The 19857-nt window shown below is 63.9% G+C and carries 12 protein-coding genes and 1 pseudogene; 7 read left to right on the forward strand and 6 right to left on the reverse strand.

What is annotated here, in order from left to right:
• The first annotated feature begins 32 nt into the window (after window positions 1-32).
• Entirely contained in the window at window positions 33-1241 is a 1209-nt protein-coding gene (locus tag ACUXST_RS02370) for a glycoside hydrolase family 27 protein (protein WP_458388344.1), read from the forward strand.
• On the opposite strand, the gene ACUXST_RS02375 is transcribed toward ACUXST_RS02370, so the two are convergent.
• The gene (locus ACUXST_RS02375; RefSeq protein WP_458388345.1) at window positions 1238-2566 is read right to left on the reverse strand and encodes a glycoside hydrolase 5 family protein; all 1329 of its coding nucleotides are present in this window, start codon (window positions 2564-2566) and stop codon (window positions 1238-1240) included. The genes ACUXST_RS02370 and ACUXST_RS02375 overlap by 4 nt on opposite strands.
• Window positions 2567-2589: 23 nt before the next feature.
• Window positions 2590-4207: pseudogene (locus ACUXST_RS02380) on the reverse strand (sodium/sugar symporter).
• A 412-nt stretch (window positions 4208-4619) separates the two neighbouring features.
• On the opposite strand from ACUXST_RS02380, the gene ACUXST_RS02385 reads away from it, so the two are divergent.
• The 5 genes from ACUXST_RS02385 (at window position 4620) to ACUXST_RS02405 (ending at window position 13868) form a co-directional block, all read left to right on the forward strand.
• Window positions 4620-8273: a TonB-dependent receptor gene (locus ACUXST_RS02385; RefSeq protein WP_458388346.1), complete on the forward strand. Its 3654-nt coding sequence runs from the start codon at window positions 4620-4622 to the stop codon at window positions 8271-8273.
• Window positions 8274-8429: 156 nt separating this feature from the next.
• On the forward strand, window positions 8430-9971 hold the full coding sequence (locus ACUXST_RS02390) for a tryptophan halogenase family protein (protein WP_458388347.1): 1542 nt from the start codon (window positions 8430-8432) through the stop codon (window positions 9969-9971).
• Window positions 9968-11473, forward strand: coding sequence for a tryptophan 7-halogenase (locus tag ACUXST_RS02395; protein ID WP_458388348.1), 1506 nt, complete (start codon window positions 9968-9970; stop codon window positions 11471-11473). Before ACUXST_RS02390 ends, ACUXST_RS02395 begins: the two co-directional genes overlap by 4 nt.
• A complete protein-coding gene (locus tag ACUXST_RS02400) occupies window positions 11470-12996 on the forward strand; it encodes a tryptophan halogenase family protein (RefSeq protein WP_458388349.1) in 1527 nt (508 codons plus the stop codon). Before ACUXST_RS02395 ends, ACUXST_RS02400 begins: the two co-directional genes overlap by 4 nt.
• Window positions 12996-13868: an ROK family protein gene (locus ACUXST_RS02405; RefSeq protein WP_458388995.1), complete on the forward strand. Its 873-nt coding sequence runs from the start codon at window positions 12996-12998 to the stop codon at window positions 13866-13868. The genes ACUXST_RS02400 and ACUXST_RS02405 overlap by 1 nt, the downstream gene beginning before the upstream one ends.
• Here ACUXST_RS02405 and ACUXST_RS02410 read toward each other — a convergent pair.
• Genes ACUXST_RS02410 through ACUXST_RS02420 form a run of 3 tightly spaced genes read right to left on the reverse strand, consistent with a single transcriptional unit; the run spans window position 13858 to window position 16864 of the window.
• Window positions 13858-14628, reverse strand: a complete 771-nt coding sequence (locus ACUXST_RS02410; protein WP_458388350.1) for a class I mannose-6-phosphate isomerase — start codon at window positions 14626-14628, stop codon at window positions 13858-13860. The genes ACUXST_RS02405 and ACUXST_RS02410 overlap by 11 nt on opposite strands.
• Window positions 14625-15365, reverse strand: a complete 741-nt coding sequence (locus ACUXST_RS02415) for a GDSL-type esterase/lipase family protein (RefSeq protein ID WP_458388351.1) — start codon at window positions 15363-15365, stop codon at window positions 14625-14627. Before ACUXST_RS02415 ends, ACUXST_RS02410 begins: the two co-directional genes overlap by 4 nt.
• The gene (locus ACUXST_RS02420; RefSeq protein WP_458388352.1) at window positions 15365-16864 is read right to left on the reverse strand and encodes a carboxylesterase/lipase family protein; all 1500 of its coding nucleotides are present in this window, start codon (window positions 16862-16864) and stop codon (window positions 15365-15367) included. The genes ACUXST_RS02415 and ACUXST_RS02420 overlap by 1 nt, the downstream gene beginning before the upstream one ends.
• Before the next feature lie 120 nt (window positions 16865-16984).
• On the opposite strand from ACUXST_RS02420, the gene ACUXST_RS02425 reads away from it, so the two are divergent.
• Window positions 16985-18337, forward strand: a complete 1353-nt coding sequence (locus ACUXST_RS02425) for a sugar MFS transporter (RefSeq protein WP_458388353.1) — start codon at window positions 16985-16987, stop codon at window positions 18335-18337.
• Here the strand turns inward: ACUXST_RS02425 and ACUXST_RS02430 are convergent.
• Entirely contained in the window at window positions 18334-19836 is a 1503-nt protein-coding gene (locus ACUXST_RS02430) for a tryptophan halogenase family protein (protein ID WP_458388354.1), read from the reverse strand. The two genes, ACUXST_RS02425 and ACUXST_RS02430, sit on opposite strands and share 4 nt — an antisense overlap.
• Window positions 19837-19857 lie beyond the last annotated feature (21 nt).

Here is a 19857-nt window from a genome sequence, read left to right on the forward strand (position 1 = left end):
CGCTAGCAGGCGGAGAAACAACGGAGAGGCGAATGCGGGGCGTTTTCAGGTTAATCGGGCTGCTGACCGCGTTGTGGCTCGGAGCCGCGCAAGCGACCGCCGAGACTACGCAGGAGGTCATCAACAAGGCGCCCAACGGGTTGGCGCTGACTCCGCCGATGGGCTGGAACAGCTGGAACAAGTTTGCTTGCGACGTGAACGAGCAAACCGTCCGGGCCACCGCCGACGCCATGGTCCAGAGCGGCATGCGTGAGGCGGGCTATCAGTATGTCGTCATCGACGATTGCTGGCACGGGCCCCGCGACGCCAGCGGCTTCATCACCCCAGACGCGAAGAAGTTTCCCTCCGGGATCAAGGCGCTCGCCGACTATGTGCATTCGCGCGGACTGAAGTTCGGCATCTATTCCGACGCTGGTCGGCTGACGTGCGGCGGACGCCCGGGAAGCCAGGGCCACGAGTATCAGGATGCGAACACCTATGGCCGCTGGGGCGTCGATTATCTGAAGTACGACTGGTGCAGCACCGGCGACCGCAACGCCAAGGAGGCCTATGCGGTGATGGCGGACGCGCTTCGGCAAAGCGGACGTCAGATCGTCTTCTCGATGTGCGAGTGGGGCACCGCCAAGCCGTGGCTGTGGGCGAAGAACACAGGCAATCTCTGGCGCACGACCGGCGACATCCACGACAGCTTCGCCTTCAAGCCCAAGGACAAGGACTGGGAGCATCCGATGCTCGAGATTCTTGATCTCAATGAGCCGCTCTATCCGTACGCAGGCCCAGGTCACTGGAACGATCCCGATATGCTCGAGGTCGGCAACGGCGGGATGACGCCGGCAGAGTATCGCTCGCACTTCTCGCTGTGGGCGATGATGGCGGCGCCGCTGATCGCCGGCAACGACATCGCGCACATGGACGCGACTACGCGCGCGATCCTGCTGAACAAGGACGTGATCGCCGTCGATCAGGATCGCCTGGGGGTTCAGGGACACCGCGTCGCCAAGGATGGCCCTTCGGAAGTCTGGACGAAGCCGCTGGCGGGTGGCGACGTGGCCGTGCTGCTGTTCAACCGGGCGGATCAACCGGCGCAGATCAGCGCGACGGCGAAGCAGCTTGGCAGAGCGATTTCCAGCCGCACGACCGTCCGCGACCTGTGGGCCCATCGACCGGTGCGCAGCGACCGGGGTACGATTACTGCGACGGTCGAACCGCACGGCGTCGTGATGTTTCGAGTGGGAGCCTAGGCGAGCGCCTTCAGCGTGGACGCGTACTTACGGATGACCGCCTGGGTCGAGGCATCCGTGTCGTACACGCTGTACCAGCCCTGCGGCTCGTGGGGCGGATCGCCGAGGTAGCTCGTGTCGCCACGAACGAAGTGGTGGTCGGCGTGCTGCGCACGGCCTTCGCCGCCCCAACCCCAGAAGTTCGCGCCAGCCGCAGGACCACCGGCGCGCATGCTTTCGGTGACCAGCTCGTAGATGAGGCCGTAGAAACGGTCCTTATAGGTTGTCGATGCGCTTGGGTCGTAGCTGCCGCCATCGCGCGGGAAGCCGAACTCCTCGATCACGAGCGGCTTGCCGAGACGCGTAGCGTCCGCCGCCTGCCGCGCGAAGTAGGCGCGCGTATTCGCCTCGACGGTCGGCCAGGTGCCCGCCAGATCCTTCGGATCAGCCCAACTCCAGTTCTGCGGCCAGATGTGCGCGGTCATGTAGTCGACCGCTGGTGATCCGTGTGCGTTGACGACGCACTGGTCGTCCTCGATGCAACCCTGCGTGCCCTCGCTTCCGGTCGAGACGAGGTGGTTGGGGTCGAGTGATTTGATCAGGCGAGCCGTTGCGTCGATCCAGCCAAGGTACGCCGCCATGTGCTGACGTCCGTTCTCGGGGCTGCCGCCGGGTCGCGGCTCATTGGCGAGTTGCCACGCCATAATCGCCGGATCGTCTCTGTAGAGCTGGCCCGTGACGGTGTTCCGACGGCCGACCACGGCCCGGACATAGTCATGGTACATGGCGACCGACGGCGCGCTCGCGTAAAACTCGGACGACCGGTCGGCGAACTCCGGCCACGGATGCGCGGGGTCGTTCATGTCGATGTAGTGACCACCGTTGTTCCAGTAGAGGTAGGTCATCATACCGCCCGACCACTCCCAGAAGTTGGTCAGGTAGATCACGGCCCGCAGGTTGCGACGGCCCATCTCGGCAAGCGCGACGTCCAGTCCGCGCAGGAGCGTTTCGTTGTAATTCGACGTCTGATCACGGAAGGTCGGCCGGACCGAGTTCTTGAGCGGCGAGAGTTCCGAGCTGCCGAGGATGCGAATGTTGTTGACGCCGATGTTCGCCAGCCGATCGAGCTCGCGCTTCAGGCGGTCGCGATTGCCGATGGGTGCATCGGCGCCGAGGTAGGCGGCGGCCCACATGTTGGTGCCGACCACCCGATAGGGCAGGCCGCCGTCGGTGAAGCGGGCGCCTCCAGTGCGAACGAAAGGCTCGCGGCGAGTTCCCGGCACTGTGGCGCAGGAGGCAGCGAGGAGCGCGGAAGTCCCGACAAGCAGTTCGCGGCGTGTAGGCATCGATTACTCCTCGACAGACAAGCTCACCACCAGGTGGCGTAGAGCGCGATTAGGATCAGGACGACGGCGAGTGCGCCGATGTTGAACCCGGCGCGGGTACCGTAACGCACGTCGGCAGTGTCGATGGTGTCCGTCCCCGGCCGCTGCGGCGTTGCGAGCGACACGACGACACACAGGATCGCCGACACCAGGAAGACCACGCCCATGCGGTTCATGAACGGGGTCAGATAATCGTTGACGCCTTGCGGCAGGGCAGGGGACGGAAGCGCGTATTTCATGATCGTCGACATTATGACGGAAGTGACCGCGGCGACGATTGCACCCGCTTCGTTCGCTCGTTTCCAGAACAGCCCGAGCAGGAAGATGACCGTGATGCCGGGCGTGAAGAAGCCCGTGAAATCCTGGATGAACTGGAAGGCCTGCTCGGAGGCGCCGACGAGCGGGCGAGCAGTCAGGATGGCGATGATGATGGCGGTGACCGCGGTGACCCGGCCGACAAGAACGAGGTGGCGCTCTTCGGCTTCGCTGCGGCCCTCGGCATCTTCCGCGCGCGTCGGCTCGCCCCGGAACTTGGCATAGAGATCGAGCGTGAAGATGGTCGCGATCGAATTGATCTTGGATGCCGTCGACGCGATGATGGCTGCCACGAGCGCCGCAAACACCAGGCCAAGGAGGCCCGACGGAAGCAGCCGCATCATGGTCGGGTAAGCTTCGTCCGGCTTCGGAAGACCAGGTGCCAGCATCACCGCGGCGATGCCGGGCACGACGATGATGAGCGGCATCAGCAGCTTCAGGAACGCAGCGAAGAGGACGCCGCGTTGGGCTTCGTCAAGGCTCTTCGCCGCCAGAGCCCGCTGGATGATGTACTGGTTGAACCCCCAGTAACTGAGGTTCGCAATCCACATGCCACCAACCAGGACAGAGAGGCCAGGCAGGTCTATATAGTGTGGATCGCCCTTGCTCAGGATCATGTGGAAGTGATCGGGCGCGGTGTCGACGAGCTTGTGGAAGCCCGCAAACACATCGCCGGCGCCAATCTCCGAGAGGGTCAGGAATGCGACCACGAGCCCGCCAAGCACCAGGAGCGTGACCTGGACGATGTCGGTGAGCGCGACTGCCTTGAGGCCGCCGCGGATCTGGTAGAGCAGCGCGAACGCGCCGAGGATCACCAGCGCCACGTTCTGGTCGACGCCCGCGACCTTGTTGACGGCGATAGACCCGAGCCAAATGATCGAAGTGAGGTTCACGAACACGTACAGCGCCAGCCAGAAGATGGCCATGAGCGTGCGGATCAAGGCGCCGTACCGCCGCTCCAGAAATTGCGGCATCGTGTAGATGTGGTTCTTGAGGAAAATGGGCAGGAAGAATTTGCCGACGATCAAGAGCGTCGCCGCGGCCATCCATTCGTAGGACGCGATCGCCAGTCCGATCGCGTAACCGGAGCCGGACATGCCGACGATCTGCTCGGCGGAAATGTTGGCGGCGATGAGCGACGCACCGATCGCCCACCACGGCAGGTTCTTCGACGCGAGGAAGTAGTCGCTGATGTCCCGCGCGATCGCGCGAAACCCACTGTGCGAGGCCGAATATGCCGATCGCATATAGGACGACGACTGCAACATCGATTGTCGAAAGCGACATGCCGAAACTCCCGCGGGGCGGGCAGGCGTATCGTTCGGTCGCGCAGTCGACAAGCCATCGCGCACGTCGCGGGTAAATGTCTGCTGCGCGACACGGACTCGTAATCGGCGCAATCAGTTGCAAATCGCTTCTGTGTCTGGCGAGCAACAGAATTGCGACTGCGTGATGACGGCGTGCGCAGCGGAATTGACTGCGTGAAATCTTTGCATACGAATTCATCTACTCACGCGAGTGAGTGGGGAGAGGGTCGAAAGACCAGCGCGTCGGGAAGCTCAAAAAGGTTGCAAAACCGAGCTTTCCGTTCGCGTCTAGGTAGTTTTGGTAGCGCTATCATTCCCCTGCGACTCGTGTTGGTGCGGCTTGCCGCAACTTTGCGTGTCCCGTGTGTCCGGGACTTTGGGGAGAGAAATTGATGTTCGGATTGTCGGCTCGCACTGCAACGAACCGCGCGCTTCGCTGCGGTGCATCCACGATGGTTCTCGGCGTCGCGCTGTTGCAGCCGACGACGGCCTTTGCGCAGGTCCAGTCAACGGACGTTCAGTCCACTGACACTGGCAAGCCGCTCAGCCAGACGACGGACGCGAACGCGGAAACGAGCCCGCCGAGCGAACCGGGCAAAAGCAAGATCATCATCACCGGCCAGCGCCGCGCACTGCGCACTTCCCAGCAGATCAAGCGCAACGCCGACACAGTCGTCGACTCGATCACCGCCACCGACATCGGCGCGTTCCCTGACAAGTCGGTGGCCGAAGCACTGCAGCGAGTTCCGGGCATCACGGTTAACCGCTTCGCAGCCACCAGCGACACCGCGCACTTCTCCGCCGAGCCGTCGGGCGTCATCGTCCGCGGCCTTCCGCAGGTCCGGTCCGAATTCAACGGCCGCGACGTGTTCAGCGCCAACAGCAGCCGCGGCCTGAGCTGGAGCGACATCACTCCGGAGCTTCTCGCCGGCGTCGACGTCTACAAGAACCAGACCGCCGAGATGATCGAAGGCGGCATCGCCGGCTCGATCAACCTGCGCACCCGCGTTCCGTTCGATGCGCCTGGTCAGCTCCTGCAGCTTGGTGCCCGCGCGAACTACGGCGACCTCGACAAGAAGTGGACGCCCGATCTCAACGCTTTCTACAGCAACCGCTGGCACACGGCGGGCGGCGAGTTCGGCATCATGGCCAACGTCGCTTTCTCACAGGTGAAGACGCGCTCGCAGGGCATCCAATACGGCCGTACGGCGATCGTCACGAACGGCGCTCCGGATTGGCCGGAAGTCGCCTATTTCCCGGCTTCCATCAACTTCCTCGACAACGAGTACGACCGCAAGCGCTACGGCGTCTCAGGTGCTGCCCAGTGGCGCAGCAACAGCGGCAAGGTTCTCTTCACCGCGCAGTATCTACGTTCGCTTTACAAGAACAATTGGAAGGAGCGGTCGTTCGGTGATTGGGGGCTAGGGCCGGACCTTTACAGCCACGACGTTCGTACGATCGTTCGTGGTCCGCTCAACGGGGGCGGCACGCTCAGCGGCACTGTTCCCATCCCTGCGAATGGCACGGGCGACTTCACGTTCGACTCTGACGGCAACTTCCAGTCCGGCACGGTCAACCGCGACAACAACAACGCACAGTTCTGGTGGGGCAACCCGGATGCGAATCCGGGCTTCGGCGTCAACGACCAGGGCGCGCCGATGTATAACGCGTGCTACACTTGGGGCGGTTCAGTTAATTGCGCTACCGATGATAACGGCAATCGCATCAACGCGTATGCGCCGGAAGTCGGAACCGGCAGCCGCATCAACCAGAATCGCAACATGACGCAGGATATCGGTCTCAACCTCAAGTGGGATCCGACGAGCGACCTGCACTTCAACTTCGACGGTCAATACGTCAAATCGCGCGTCGACAACTACGACATCTCCATCGAGATGCACTCGTATGCCAACGTCGGCCTTGATGCGACGGGCAACCTGCCGCGGATCACGCTTGGCGATCCGACGAACATCAACCAGTCGGCGGGCGGACTCTCCAACCCGAACAACTGGTATTTGCGGTCGGTCATGGACCACCTCGAGGCCAGCAAGGGCCACGAATATGCTCTCCGTGGCGACGGCGAATACGACTTCCACTCAAACTGGGTAAACAGCCTCAAGTGGGGTGCTCGCCTCTCGGACCGCAAGCAGCTGGTCCAGTGGAGTGCGTACAACTGGCAGAACGTTGCCAACACTTGGACGGATTGCGGCAACGCGCACCCGTACTGGAATATCGACAGCCAGGCGGGCGGCACTTGCGGCGCGACCGGCGAAACCTTCAACGGTTACCCCGCGGGCTTCTACGAAGTGCATCCGTTCGGCGAAAGCTTCCATGGCGGCAATCTCGGATCTTTCCCGTTCGTTCCGTTCAGCTTCCTTCAGGCCCACAAGCAGGACCTGTTCAGCCAGGAGCTCACGGGCGTCGGCACTTTCATTCCGATCTGTCAGCGTGAAGGACAGTTCAGCACGGTTGCCACGGAGCTTCCGAACAGCTGTTTCAGCCAGGACGAAATCTCTAACGTTCGCGAGAAGACCAAGGCCGGCTATGCAATGCTCAAGTTCGGCGGGCCGGACGCGCGGCTCGGCGGACTTGCGATCAGCGGCAATATCGGTCTGCGTTACATCCAGACCCGCGACACCAGCACCGGCGCGACGCGCTTGCCGTCCGTCCAGGGCGATGCCGGGCTATGCCCGCCAACGCCTCTGGTTCCAGGTGGTCTGACGGGTACCGGGACTCCGGCGACGCTTCCGCCCGGAGCACCTCCTGGCACGCCCGCTCCGGTTCCCTTCCCGGCGTTCTGCTACGTGTCGGCGGAGGATCTAGCCTTCTCAAGCGGCGGCGGCATCGCGAACACGGCTCACAACAACTTCCATAACTGGCTGCCGAGCTTCAATCTGCGAGTCGACCTGACACCCAAGTGGCTGGTTCGCTTCGCTGCATCGAAGGCGATCTCGCGGCCAGACATCGGTTTCCTGAAGAACTACGTCGGGATCAGCTCAAGCTTGCCGACAGGTTCGGATCTTAGCGACTCTCGTTGGATCCTGGGCTCCAACGGTTACCCCGTCGGAGTGAATCCGAGCTACTCGGCCAACGCCTACAATCCGTACCTGAAGCCGACGAGCGCGTGGCAGTATGATGTCACGTTGGAGAACTACTTCGGCAGCGTCGGTCAGTTCAGCATCGCCGCCTTCTACAAGAAGTTCGACAACTACATTCAGTACGGCATTTTCGATGTGGATGTGACGAACAACGGCGTCACGCGCACGGTCCAGGTCACCGGTCCGGCCAACGGCAAGGGTGCTAAGATCAAGGGCTTCGAAGTTGATTACCAGCGGTTCTTCGACTTCCTGCCGGGCGTCCTCAGCGGTCTCGGAGCGCAGGCAAACTTCACTTACGTGAAGAACAGCGGTGTTCCCAACGCCAATCTGACGCCGGTGGGTCAGAGCGGCGGTACCGTGACGAACGCGGGCAATGCCGGAACGGCGTTGAACCCGGGTGCGCTCGAGGGCCTGTCGAAGTACACCTACAACCTCGTGGGCATGTACGAGAAGGGCAAGGTCTCGGCACGCGTCGCCTACAACTGGCGCTCGAAGTACCTGGTCACAGCGGTCGACTGCTGTGTCTATCTGCCGGTTTGGCAGAAGGCTTCGGGCTTCCTTGATGCCTCGATCCGATATCGCCTTAGCGACTCGCTCGAATTCAGCGTTGAGGGCAGCAACCTTCTCAACACCCGGACCAAGCTGCTGCAGCAGGTTACCGACGAGCTTACCGATCTCGACGGCGATGGCAGCGGTGACGGCAAGCGGATCCTGACTCCGAACGGATACTTCCAGAACGACCGCCGCTTCATCGTCGGCGTCCGCTGGAAGATGGCTTCGGCCGCTCCGGTGGCCCCGGCGCCAGTGCTTGCCGCTCCGCCGCCGCCGCCGGAAGCAGCGCCGACGCAGACCTGCGCCGACGGATCGGTGATCCTGACGACGGACACGTGCCCGGCTCCGGCGGCACCGCCTCCGCCGCCTCCGGCAGCGGGCGAGCGTGGCCTTTGATCTGAGCGGGCTCGGCGGCTTGGGCAACTAACCGCCACACGTAAAAAAGGGGGTGTCGCTTCAACGAAGCGGCACCCCTTTTTACATCGGGAAAAGGGGTGACGGCGCGCCGCACCTAAAGTAGCGCGTTCAGGCGCTCGGCAGTGGAAGCAGGACTTGGACGAACCCCTCGAGATCGTAATCCTAGGCGGAGGTACTGCCGGCTGGATGGCGGCCGCGGCCCTCGTTTCGCTGATCCCGCCCAGCCGGTGCCGCGTCCGGCTCGTGGAGTCCGATGAGATCGGCATCGTTGGAGTTGGCGAGGCGACCCTGCCGCACATCAAGAACTTCAACGATTCCATAAGGATCGACGAAGCGGAGATGATGCGTGCGACGAAAGCCACCTTCAAGCTGGGCATCCATTTCGTCGATTGGGGAAGCAAGGGATCGTCCTACATTCACCCATTCGGTGTTCACGGCTCGGTTGAGTCAGGCTTGGGCTTCCATCAGCAATGGAGGCGATCGCTCGATGCCGGCCGAGACTGGGACATCCAGGAATTCTCGTTCGCCTGCATGGCCGCAGCGGCGAACCGTTTCGACTTCCCCGCCATCGGACGGCCCACCGTCGATTCAACGTTCTCCTACGCCTATCATTTCGACGCGAGCCTCTATTCGCAGTACTTGCGGCGTGTGTCAGAGCCGCGCGGCGTAGAGCGGATCGAAGGCAAGGTCCGGGACGTCGAACAACGTCCTGATACGGGCGACATCCGCGCGCTGGTGATGGAATCCGGCGAGCGTATAACCGGCGACTTCTTCATCGATTGCTCCGGGTTTCGCTCGCTGCTGCTCGCGAACAAACTCGGGGTCGGCTGGGACGACTGGGCGAAGTGGCTGCCGTGTGACCGCGCCCTGCCAGTGCCGACGGAACGGCGCGGGGAGCTTACGCCGTACACGCGGGTGATCGCCATGGATGCAGGATGGCGCTGGCGCATCCCGCTGCAGCATCGAACGGGAAACGGCTACGTTTTCTCGAGCCGATTCGTCGACGAGGACAAGGCGCGCCAGGAACTCCTCGAAAGTCTCGACGAGCCGGTACTTGCCGAGCCGGGTCTCCTGAAGTTCCAAGCGGGGCGGCGGACAAAGTCATGGGAGCGCAACTGCATCGCGCTTGGTCTGTCGAGCGGGTTCCTGGAGCCGCTCGAGTCGACCAGCATCTACCTCATCCAGATCGCGATCATGCACCTGATGGCGCTGTTGCCTGGCAAGCGCCACGATCAGCGTCTGGTCGACGAATTCAACCTCCGCATGGAAATCGAATACGAGCGCATCCGCGATTTCCTGATCCTCCATTATCACCTGACCAGCCGCGAAGACACGGAGCTCTGGCGCTACTGCCGGGCAATGGACGTGCCGGAGAGCCTGAACCGGAAAATGGAGCTCTTCCGCCACTCCGGAGTCGTTGAACTGTACAAGGACGGCCTGTTCACCCCGCCGAGCTGGCTCAGCGTGTTCGTCGGACAAGGGCTCACGCCGGAGCATTACAATCCGCTCGCAGATGCAACGCCGCTCAATCGTGCGCTCAAGGAGTTGGATGAGCTGCGCAGCGATATTCGTGACCGGGTCGATGAGATGCCGAAGCACTCGTCGCTGATCGCTCGCTACGCCGATGCGACGAGTGCCGACGATCAGGTGCTGCACGAGGCCGAAGTCCGGCTGTGAGTGGACGCATCGAAACGGTTGCTGTCGTGGGAAGCGACGCATCCCTATGGCTTGCGGCGGCAGCGATCCAGCGGGCGCTTGGCCGCAGCGGTGTCCGCGTCCGGGCCGTCGAGCTACAGTCGCTACTGGCCCCAGTCGATGTCTATGCCGCGGTCCCAACGCTCGGATCGTTGCACCGCCTGCTCGGGCTTGACGAGCGGCTCGTCCTCAACGCCTGCCGGGCTGTGCCCATGGTGGGTCAGCGCTTCTCCGACTGGGCTAAAGCCGCGCCGCCGTACCTGCTCGCGTACGACGACGAACCGCCGCCGGGTGGCGAGCTTCCGTTCACGCAATATTGGGCAAAGGCCGCTGCGGAGGGGCTTCGGGTCGGGTTAGAGGATTTCTCGCTCGGCAGCGCATGCGCGCGTCTCAACGTCGTGCCGGTTCCCGGCGACGATCTGCAACCGTTGTCCGCGAGCTACGGCTATCATCTCGACGCACCCACCTACGCGGAGCTCGTGAAACAGCTGGCACTCAGTCTCGGCGTCGAAGTTGCGGGGCAGGGGGCGCTCAACGTCGATCGTGACGGGGACATCATCCGAGGCATCGATCTTGCAGACGGTACCCAGGTGACTGCCGACCTGTACGTGGATGCTTCCGGACGGGAGCGCCGACTGATCGGTCAGCTTCCCTCGGCCAAGTTCGAGCCATGGAGCGAGTGGCTCCCTTGTGACCGGATGCTCGTCGCAAGCGCGCCACGCCTGTCGATGCTCCCCGCCTACAGTCAGATTTCAGCGTTCCACGGCGGATGGATCGGCCTATTCCCGTTGCAGGACCGGACCGCCGTCACTGCGGTGTACAGCAGCACTGCCGTCACGGACGCCGAGGTGGCGGAGCTCGCTCCGGTGGTGGCGCGGCTGCCGCTGAGTGGGGAGGCTGTCCTCAGCAAAGTCGAAGCGGGCGTGCAGAGCGCGCCGTGGATCGGCAATTGCGTCGCCGTCGGCGAAGCTGCGATTGCTGTCGACCCCATCGACGCGGTCGGACTGCATGTCACACACGGATGCATCTCGCACCTGATCGGCGTCTTTCCAGCGACGGCCGGCGAGTTCCCGGAGGCCGAGGCGTACAATTCCGCCGTCGGATCATTTGCCTCCAACCTGCGGGACTTCCAGGCCGCCCACTACGTCCTCAATCGCCGCTACGAAGAGGCGCTGTGGGACGGGGTACGCCAAGCCGTTCCGCCGCCAAGCCTAGCGCGCAAGATTGACCTGTTCAGCGCGCGCGGCATCGTACCGCTCAACGACGACGAGTCCTTCCACGAGCAGAGCTGGGCCGCGGTGCTGCTAGGCTGTGGCGTGATTCCTGAAGGGTACGAGCCGCGCGTCGATGCGGTCCCTGAGGAGGCTCACGTGCAGAAGGTTCAGCAGCGCCTGCGCGACGTCGCAACGATTGCCAGGCAGATGCCGTCCGTCGAGCAGTTCCTCGGGCTCGGGCAAGCCCCAGCCGCGCAGGCTGCGCAATGACCATCGAGCCGGGACGCGAGTTTGTCGTGGTCGGCGGTGGGACCGCGGGGTGGATGGCGGCGGCCGCGCTCGCCAAGACGGTGGGAACGCAACAGGCCCGCATCACGCTGATCGAGTCCGAAGCGATCGGAACCGTCGGGGTGGGCGAGTCCACGATCCCCCCGATCCAGCTGTTCAATCGCATCCTCGGCATTGATGAAGACGAGTTCGTCCGCGAGACAAACGCCACCTTCAAGCTCGGCATCGAGTTCATCGACTGGAAGCGGGTGGGTCACAGCTACTTCCACAACTTCGGGCTGCTCGGCGCCGATCTGCGCACCGGCATTTCGTTCATCCACTATTGGCTGCGCTGGGCACAGTCAGGCGGCGATCCCGATCAGCTGCGCTTCAGTACCGAGGCGGAGGCCGCGCGACTGGGCAAGTTCGGTCGAACGCCGCGATCCGCCACAGGCAGTCAGCCGAGCGTTAACTACGCCTTCCAGTTCGATGCCGCGACTTACGCCGTGTTCCTGCGCCGCTATTCCGAACGGCGGGGAGTCGTCCGGCGCGAAGGCAAGGTAGTCGACGTTCGCCAGAACGCGGAAACAGGCTTCATCGAGGCGGTCCAGATGGAGGACGGCTCCCGGATTGCCGGCGATTTCTTCATCGATTGCTCGGGTTTCCGCGGGTTGCTGATCGAGCAGGTGCTCAAATCCGGCTTCGAGGACTGGAGCCACTGGCTCCCGACCGACCGGGCTGCCGCTGTTCCTGCAGAGGCCATGGCACAGCCGGCCCCCTTCACCGTCGCTCGCGCGCGCGAAGCTGGGTGGCAGTGGCGCATCCCCCTGCAGCACCGCACCGGCAACGGCCACGTCTTCTGCAGCAACTACGTTTCAGAGGACGAAGCATCGGTCAAACTGCTGGATTCGCTCGGCGGCACCGCGCTTGGCGATCCGAAGGTGCTCCGCTTCCAGGCGGGACGGCGCCGCTCGTCATGGGTCAAAAACTGCCTCGCGCTCGGCCTTGCAAGCGGATTCCTGGAGCCGCTGGAATCCACCAGCATCCACCTGGTCCAGGCGGCCATCACCAAGTTCCTCGACTATTTCCCGATGCGCGAGCCCGATCCAATCCTCATCGACCGGTTCAATGAGGAGATGCGCTTCCAGTACGAGAGCATCCGCGATTTCATCATCGCGCACTACAAGGTGACCGAGCGCGAGGACACGGAGTTCTGGCGGTATTGCAAGCACATGAGCATTCCCGACACGCTTAACCAGAAGCTTCAGCTGTTTCGGACGCGTGGTGAAGTGAAGCCACGGTGGTCCGACATCTTCAGCGAGGTTAGCTGGTTTGCAATCCTCTATGGCCAAGGCCTGATCCCGGAGGGCCACCACCCGCTCGCCGACGAGATGTCGCAAGACGACCTGGAGCTGACCTTGTCGCGCATCCGTTCGGCTATCATGCAGCGCGTGGACGCGCTTCCGTCTCACGGCGAGTTCATCCGCAGCTGCTGCGCTGCGCCGCCGCAGACCGCCGCCGCTTGATCTACGCGGGAGTCGAGCTCGGCGGCACAAAGTGCGTAGCGACCCTGGCGCGGGGTCCCGACGGAGTGATCGCGCGCGAAACTATTGCAACCACCAGTCCTGATGAGACTCTTGGCCGGATCGCCGACGTGCTCCGCCAATGGCAATCGGGCGAGGGTTTCGCGGCGCTTGGTGTCGCGAGCTTTGGACCCGTCGATTTGGACGAGCGCTCGCCGGACTACGGCCACATCACCAGCACGCCCAAACCGGGATGGGCAGGCGCCGACGTCCTTGGATCGCTGCAACGGGCGGCGGGCGTTCCTGCGGCGTTCGATACCGATGTAAATGGCGCTGCTCTGGCCGAGATGCGGTGGGGCGCTGGGCAAGGCTTCGACGACTTCGCTTATGTGACGGTCGGCACGGGCGTCGGCGTAGGGCTGATTGCCAACGGATTGCCGATGCGCGGCTTTGCGCATTGCGAGCTCGGCCATATCCGCGTGGCGCGGCTCGCCGGTGACGATTTCAAGGGCTCATGCCCGTACCACGGCGACTGCGTCGAGGGGCTTGCCGCAGGGCCCTCACTCATCGCGCGGGCCGGCGCCGAACGCGTGAGCAGCCTCGCAGCCGACGATGCCGTTTGGACTTCGGTCGCCTGGGCAATCGCGCAGCTGTGCCACGCCATCGTCTGCACTGCCGCGCCCCGTGGAATTGCGATCGGCGGTGGTGTGATTGATCACCAGCCGCATCTGCTCAAGCGAGTGGAGGAGATGCTGGTCGAGAGCCTTAACGGCTACATGACGTTGCCCGACGGAGCGTACGTGCGAGCTCCGGCGCTCGGTAAGGATGCGGGACCGCTTGGATCGATCGCACTGGCGATGAACGCTACGCCGTAGCGCCGATCAGCATTCGTCCGTCGGCCTCGATCTCCCTGCCAGCCTCGACCAGCAAGCAGTCGCCGGGCCCCGCGCTCTCATCACCGCTGGTTACGGTACCGCCGATCGGGATGACCCAGCGCTGCCGGTCCTGCAGCGCGTCCCTGTCTGTGTGGACGAGGGTGAACTGCGGGCCATCGACAAGGGTGCGTGTTTCGTCACCCGAGAGATGCTGCGCGAGAGAGTCCGGGTAGATCTGGGCACGGGCGATGGCGATCCCATCCTCGAGGTTCAGCTCGCGCGCCCGACCGTAGTCGTAGAGGCGGTAGGTGACGTCGGAGTTCTGCTGGAATTCCATGAGTGAGATACCGGCGCCGACGGCGTGAATGGTGCCGGCAGGCACCATGAAGAAGTCGCCGGCACGTACCGGCCGCCAGTCCATCAGCTCCCCGATCGAGCCGTCCACTGCAGCAGCTCGAAGCTCATCTGGGCTCACCGAGCGCTTCAACCCCAGACCGAGCGTCGCATCGGGTTCGGCGCTGAGAATATACCAGCACTCGTTCTTGCCGCGCGGCAGCCCTCGATCATGTGCTTGCGCATCGGTGGGATGGACCTGGACCGAGAGCCGTTCGCTCGTGAAGAGGTATTTGAGAAGCAGCGGCTGGTCGCCGGCGCCGGTGAACCAAACTTCTCCTATGCGCTTGCCTGCAGGCGGATCGAAGATGGCCGGCAGCCGGTCACGTCCCCACGGCTTTTCGACGTATTCGCGGTCCAACTTCATGCGTGCGCCGAATGACGGAGGACCCGTCGGAGCACGGGTTCGATGACCGTCGCCATCGCGTCGTAGCCGGCCTCAGTCGGGTGAACGCCGTCGGATGCAAGGCCGGGTTTCATCGCCCCAGTGCCGTCGTCGAGCACCGGCCAATAGTCGACCCAGGTTGCCCCGGTCCGTGAAGCGTAGGCCTGCAGCCATCGGTTCAGCGCGGCAATGCGCGGACGAGTTTCGATCTGCGGGTTCCACGGGAAACTTGCGGCGGGCGGGATGGAGGCCAGCAAGACCTTGATGCCGTGCCGGTGCGCTATGTCCGACATCGCGACGAAATTATCCTCGCTCATGCGCTGCGTCATGGGCCCCGTATTGCCGGCGATGTCGTTGGTGCCAGCCATGATGTGCACAGCCTTTGGCTTCAGCGCGACGACGTCTTCCATCATTCGCACAACCATCTGGGAGCTGGTCTGGCCCCCGATGCCGCGATCGATCCGTCCACTGGTGAAGAAACCCGGGCGCTTGTCCATCCATCCTTCGGTGATGGAGTCGCCGAAGAAGACAACGTCTACCGGCTGCCGCGATGCGATCAGCTGCGCATTGTCGTCGATGTAATATACAATCATCCCGAAATCCCGCAGCAGCTGTCCCTGGAACCACTTGTTCCAGTCGACACCCGGCGGCGCGCGGTGGGCGGCGAGCAGCGGCAGTGCCAGTGCGGACTGGATGAAGTTGCGACGGTTCACGGCCATCAAATGCGCTCCAGAAGCGAGCAGATCTCGGGCCGCAGAGCGCCGAGCGGAGTCACGCCCTGATCGCTGAACAGCACGTGTGCGGGGCGGGCGGCAGTAAAGGGCGGCCAATGGGCGAGGCCGGTGCGATTAGGGTCGCCGCGGCGGATGAAATTCAGCCAGTAAGGCTTGAGCTGAAGGCCTTTGCCGAACGTGCGGTCGCCGAACGCGTAGGCGATTTCGGCCGAGTGAGTGGTCTTGCCGCCACCTGGTGCCGCGTCGAATTCGTAATGCCAGACCGGCGCTCCCTTCGCAGCCATGATCGCTGCCACGCGGGCGGCTGGGCAGCGGAACGTGACGTCGGTCGCAATCTGCTGGTCCCGCGTGCCGAGCCTCGGGTCGGGCGCCGGCTCGCGCTCGTCGAGCCGGTAGTATGCACGGGCTGCGGCGGCGTTCTGGCCGAACCCCTTCGCGATGAACAGATCGCGCTGCTCCGGGCCGCCGGGCAGGTCGAGCTCGAAGCGGTTGCTGCCGATGATCAGCGGCTTGGCGGGAGCCTCGGCCAACAGTTCACGTGGCGAGCGCGGCAGGATCGAGCCGTCGACGGTCGTCCTCAGCCACATGTAGTCGTCGGCTTCGAGTGCCTCGTCATGCAGCTTGAGATCGGCGGCGAGTAGCGCTTTCGGAGACGCTTGGCGCAGCTTCGTGATGCTGCCACTCGTGCCGAGTAGCTTGTCGGCCTGGTCGCCGATCTCCTCGGCTTCGGGGAGAGGGCGGGGCGGCAGGCCGAAATTGGGCGTGCCGCTTTCCATGATCGCCTTGCGGAACAGCGGCCGGGCCGCGGGGGCCACCAGCATCAGGCCGACATCTTCGGATCCTGCTGACTCGCCCGCGATGGTGACGTTGCCGGGATCGCCGCCGAACTTGGCGATGTTCCGATGCACCCACTGCAGCGCTGCGAGCTGGTCCATCAGGCCGTAATTGCCGGACGCGCCCTGCTCGGCAGAAAGCTTGCGGTGGGACAAGAAGCCGAAGATCCCGAGCCGGTACCGAACGCCGACGATGACGACCTGCTTGCCGACGTCGGACAGGACGATATCGTTGGGTCCGCCTGCACGGTTGCTGCCACCGTGGATCCAGACCAGCACGGGAAGCCTGCCGCGAAGCGACGGGGTGCGGACGTCGAGGGTCAGGCAGTCCTCGTTTCCAATCACGGCGTCCGAGTGATTCCACTTGTAGTCGTTCTGGAGGCACGAGGCGGGCTGCGGAACGGACGCACGGACCGCTAGCCACGGACGCACGCGCTGCGGCGGCTTCCAGCGCAGCGGCCCGACCGGTGGTGCGGCAAAGGGAATGCCGCGGAACACTGTGCTGCCGTTCCATTCCTTGCCCTCGACCCGGCCGCCATCGACCGGGACGACCTGCGCATTGGCGGCAGTCACAAGTAGGCCAGAGCCGCATGCGACGAGGAACAGTGCTGCCCGGGTAGCGGCGGACCGGGTTCGGTGGACGAAAGTCATGATCCCGAGCGTGGCAGCGCGACTTCGATTTTGGAAGGGCATATCGAGCCGTTTTGCGGCTGCTTGTGCGAGCCGTCGTTCGCTGCCAGTTTGCCTCCGCATTTCGAGAGGGAAACAAGCGTGCAGCAACGGACCAGCGCAGGCGTGACCAGCGCATTCATCATCGTCACCTGCCTGTTCTTTGCCTGGGGATTTATCACGGCGCTCAACGATCCGTTGGTTGCCGCCGTGAAGGGCATCTTCACGCTAACGCGCTTCGAGGCGCAGTTCATCGCCTTCGCTTTCTTCATCGCCTACGGCGTCATCTCGTTCCCAGCGGCGGTGCTGCTGCAGCGCGTCCGGCCGATGCCGTCGATCGTTGCGGCGCTAATCACGATGGTCCTCGGCTGCCTGATCATCCTCGCAGCAGCAAATGCAGCGGTGTTCCCGCTGGTGCTGGTCGGCCTGTTCGTCCTGGCAAGCGGAATCACAATCCTGCAGGTGGCGGCCAATCCACTGGTAGCCGCGCTTGGCGATCCAAATCGTAGCCACTTCCGGCTCACTCTCAGTCAGACGTTCAACTCACTCGGAACGTTCATCGCTCCCATTCTCGGAGCGCACCTTTTCCTCAAGGGCGTCGAGGTGAAGGAAGGCGTCATCGTGACCGATGCGGTGCGCCAGCACGCCCTCGGCGGCATCGACACGGCTTACCTGTGGCTCTGCGGCATGATCGCCGCGCTGACCTTGTTCATGTGGCTGCTTCGGCGGACCGTGACTGCAGCGCTGCCGGAAGGCGGCAACGTCGCCCGCCAGAGCATTGGCGGAGTCATTGCCGATGCATTGTCTTCCAAGTGGGCTATCTTCGGCGGCGCAGCAATCTTCCTCTACGTCGGCGCCGAAGTGTCGATCGGGACTCAGATGACTGCGTTCCTGAATGACAATAACATCTGGGGCCTCTCGGACGCGCCGTTCGGCGTCCCACTGCTCGGACCGACGATGGGGAGCGACGCCGTCCACGGCGTTTCTGTGGAAGAGGCCGGCAAGGCGGTCGGCTTCTATTGGGGCGGAGCAATGGTTGGCCGCGCTATCGGCTCGGCGCTTCTTGCCCGGGTCTCCGCGCCGAAGTTGCTCGCAACCTTTACGGCAATCGCAATGCTGATGTGCCTGTATGTCGTCACTGTGGGAGGTGTCAGCGCCGGCTTCGTCGCCTTGAGCATCGGCCTCTTCAACTCGATCATGTTTCCCGTGATCTTCACGATCACACTGGAGCGCTCGACGGCGAGTGTCGAAGCGACCTCGGGCCTGCTGTGCACGGCAATCGTCGGCGGAGCACTAATCCCGTTGTTGGTCGGCAAGGTGTCGGAGCTTACGAGCTATCACTTCGCGCTGATCGTTCCGGCGGCTTGCTACGCGGTGCTGTGCGCTTTCGCCCTCGCTTCATACCGGGCCAAGGTGCACCTCCGCGACGAGCCTGCCGCCGCGACGATCCACTAGGCGGCGATCCGCGCGGCGATGAAGTCGCTGGCGAGGGGGAGGCGCGCCGCCGCTTCCTCGTAGGACCGCCGAAGCTCGGCCATCGCGCGTAGCACCTCGCTCGCCGGCATTCCGTCAACGAGCGGGTCGTGGCCGGACGGCAGGATTCCCTGGCCAAGCATGACCGCGACCCAGCTCGGAATGTCGAACAGCTCCTCATTGTAGCGGAAGACGCGGCCGTGCTCGCGGAACAGCTCGATCTTGTGGCCGAGCGTGTCGGGCAGCTCCATTCCGCGCATGTGCTGCCAGAACGGCTCGGGGCGGCGGTTTGCGGCGTAGTGCAGGATGATGAAGTCGCGCACGGGGTCGTAGCTGTTGACCATGTAGCGGTTGTATTCGTCCCGCTCGACAGGGCTGATGCCGCGGCTCGGAAACAGGCTCAGCAGCTTCTGGATGCCATGCTGGATCAGGTGGATGCTGGTGGATTCGAGCGGCTCCAGGAACCCTGACGAGAGGCCAATCGCGATGACGTTTGCTTCCCACGCCTTGGCGCGGCGGCCTGCAGTGAAACGGAGGCGATTGGGCTCGGCGATCGGCGGCGCGTCCAGCGTGTCCATGAGGATGCGCTCGGCCTCCTCCTCGGCCATCACGGCGCTGCAATAGACGTGGCCGTTCCCCGTCCGGTGCTGCAGCGGGATACGCCACTGCCAGCCGGCGGGATGGGCCGTCGAGCGCGTGAAGGGCAGGAGAGGCTCGGTCCGTTCGGAAGGGATGGCAATCGCACGGTCGCAGGGGAGCCAGTGCGACCAGTCCTCGAACTTCACGCCGAGCTGCTGTCCGAGTAGCAGGCTGCGGAAGCCGGAGCAGTCGACGAACAGATCGCCGCGCACACGGCGGTCATCCTCGAGGGCCACCGACGTGACGAAGCCGCTCTCGCCGTCCTGCTCGACGCCAATGATCTTGCCCTCGATCCGCTCGGCGCCGTGCGCTTCTGCATATTTGCGCAGGAAGCGCCCATAGCCGGCGGCATCGAAGTGAAACGCATACGCGATCTGGGAAAGCGGGTCGGCCGGATTCGGAGCCGGTGGGGAGAACCTGTGCTCTGCCGCAGCGACGGCCGACATCGAGTAGGCGGCGAGCGGTCCGACAGCGGGATTGTCGCGATTGCCGAGCCAGAGCTGGTAAAAGGGCACGCCGTTCAGCGGCCTCCCGATCTGGCCGAACTGGTGGAAGTAGCGCTCACCCGCCTCGGTCCAGCCAACGAAGTCGATGCCGAGCTTGTAGGTGGCGTGGGTCTCCCGCAGGAAATCGGCTTCGTCGATTCCGAGCTGCAGGTTGAACTCGAGAATCGGGGGGATCGTGCCCTCGCCGACGCCGACTGTGCCGATCGCTTCGGACTCGACGACAACGATGCGCCGGCCGGTGCCGCTGAGGAAGCGTGAGAGTGCGGCGGCGGCCATCCAGCCCGCGGTGCCGCCTCCGACGATGACGATGCGCTTGATTGCTCCGGGCTCAGCCATGCGGCGTCACTAGGGCGTTTC

The sequence above is a fragment of the Sphingomonas sp. F9_3S_D5_B_2 genome, from assembly GCF_054263715.1.

What these genes read in the sequence shown, in the direction of transcription:
- ACUXST_RS02370 (WP_458388344.1), top strand. Translation starts at nt 33, where the DNA reads ATGCGGGGCGTTTTCAGGTTAATCGGGCTGCTGACCGCGTTGTGGCTC.
- ACUXST_RS02375 (WP_458388345.1), bottom strand. Translation starts at nt 2,566, where the DNA reads ATGCCTACACGCCGCGAACTGCTTGTCGGGACTTCCGCGCTCCTCGCT.
- ACUXST_RS02385 (WP_458388346.1), top strand. Translation starts at nt 4,620, where the DNA reads ATGTTCGGATTGTCGGCTCGCACTGCAACGAACCGCGCGCTTCGCTGC.
- ACUXST_RS02400 (WP_458388349.1), top strand. Translation starts at nt 11,470, where the DNA reads ATGACCATCGAGCCGGGACGCGAGTTTGTCGTGGTCGGCGGTGGGACC.
- ACUXST_RS02410 (WP_458388350.1), bottom strand. Translation starts at nt 14,628, where the DNA reads ATGAAGTTGGACCGCGAATACGTCGAAAAGCCGTGGGGACGTGACCGG.
- ACUXST_RS02415 (WP_458388351.1), bottom strand. Translation starts at nt 15,365, where the DNA reads ATGGCCGTGAACCGTCGCAACTTCATCCAGTCCGCACTGGCACTGCCG.
- ACUXST_RS02420 (WP_458388352.1), bottom strand. Translation starts at nt 16,864, where the DNA reads ATGACTTTCGTCCACCGAACCCGGTCCGCCGCTACCCGGGCAGCACTG.
- ACUXST_RS02430 (WP_458388354.1), bottom strand. Translation starts at nt 19,836, where the DNA reads ATGGCTGAGCCCGGAGCAATCAAGCGCATCGTCATCGTCGGAGGCGGC.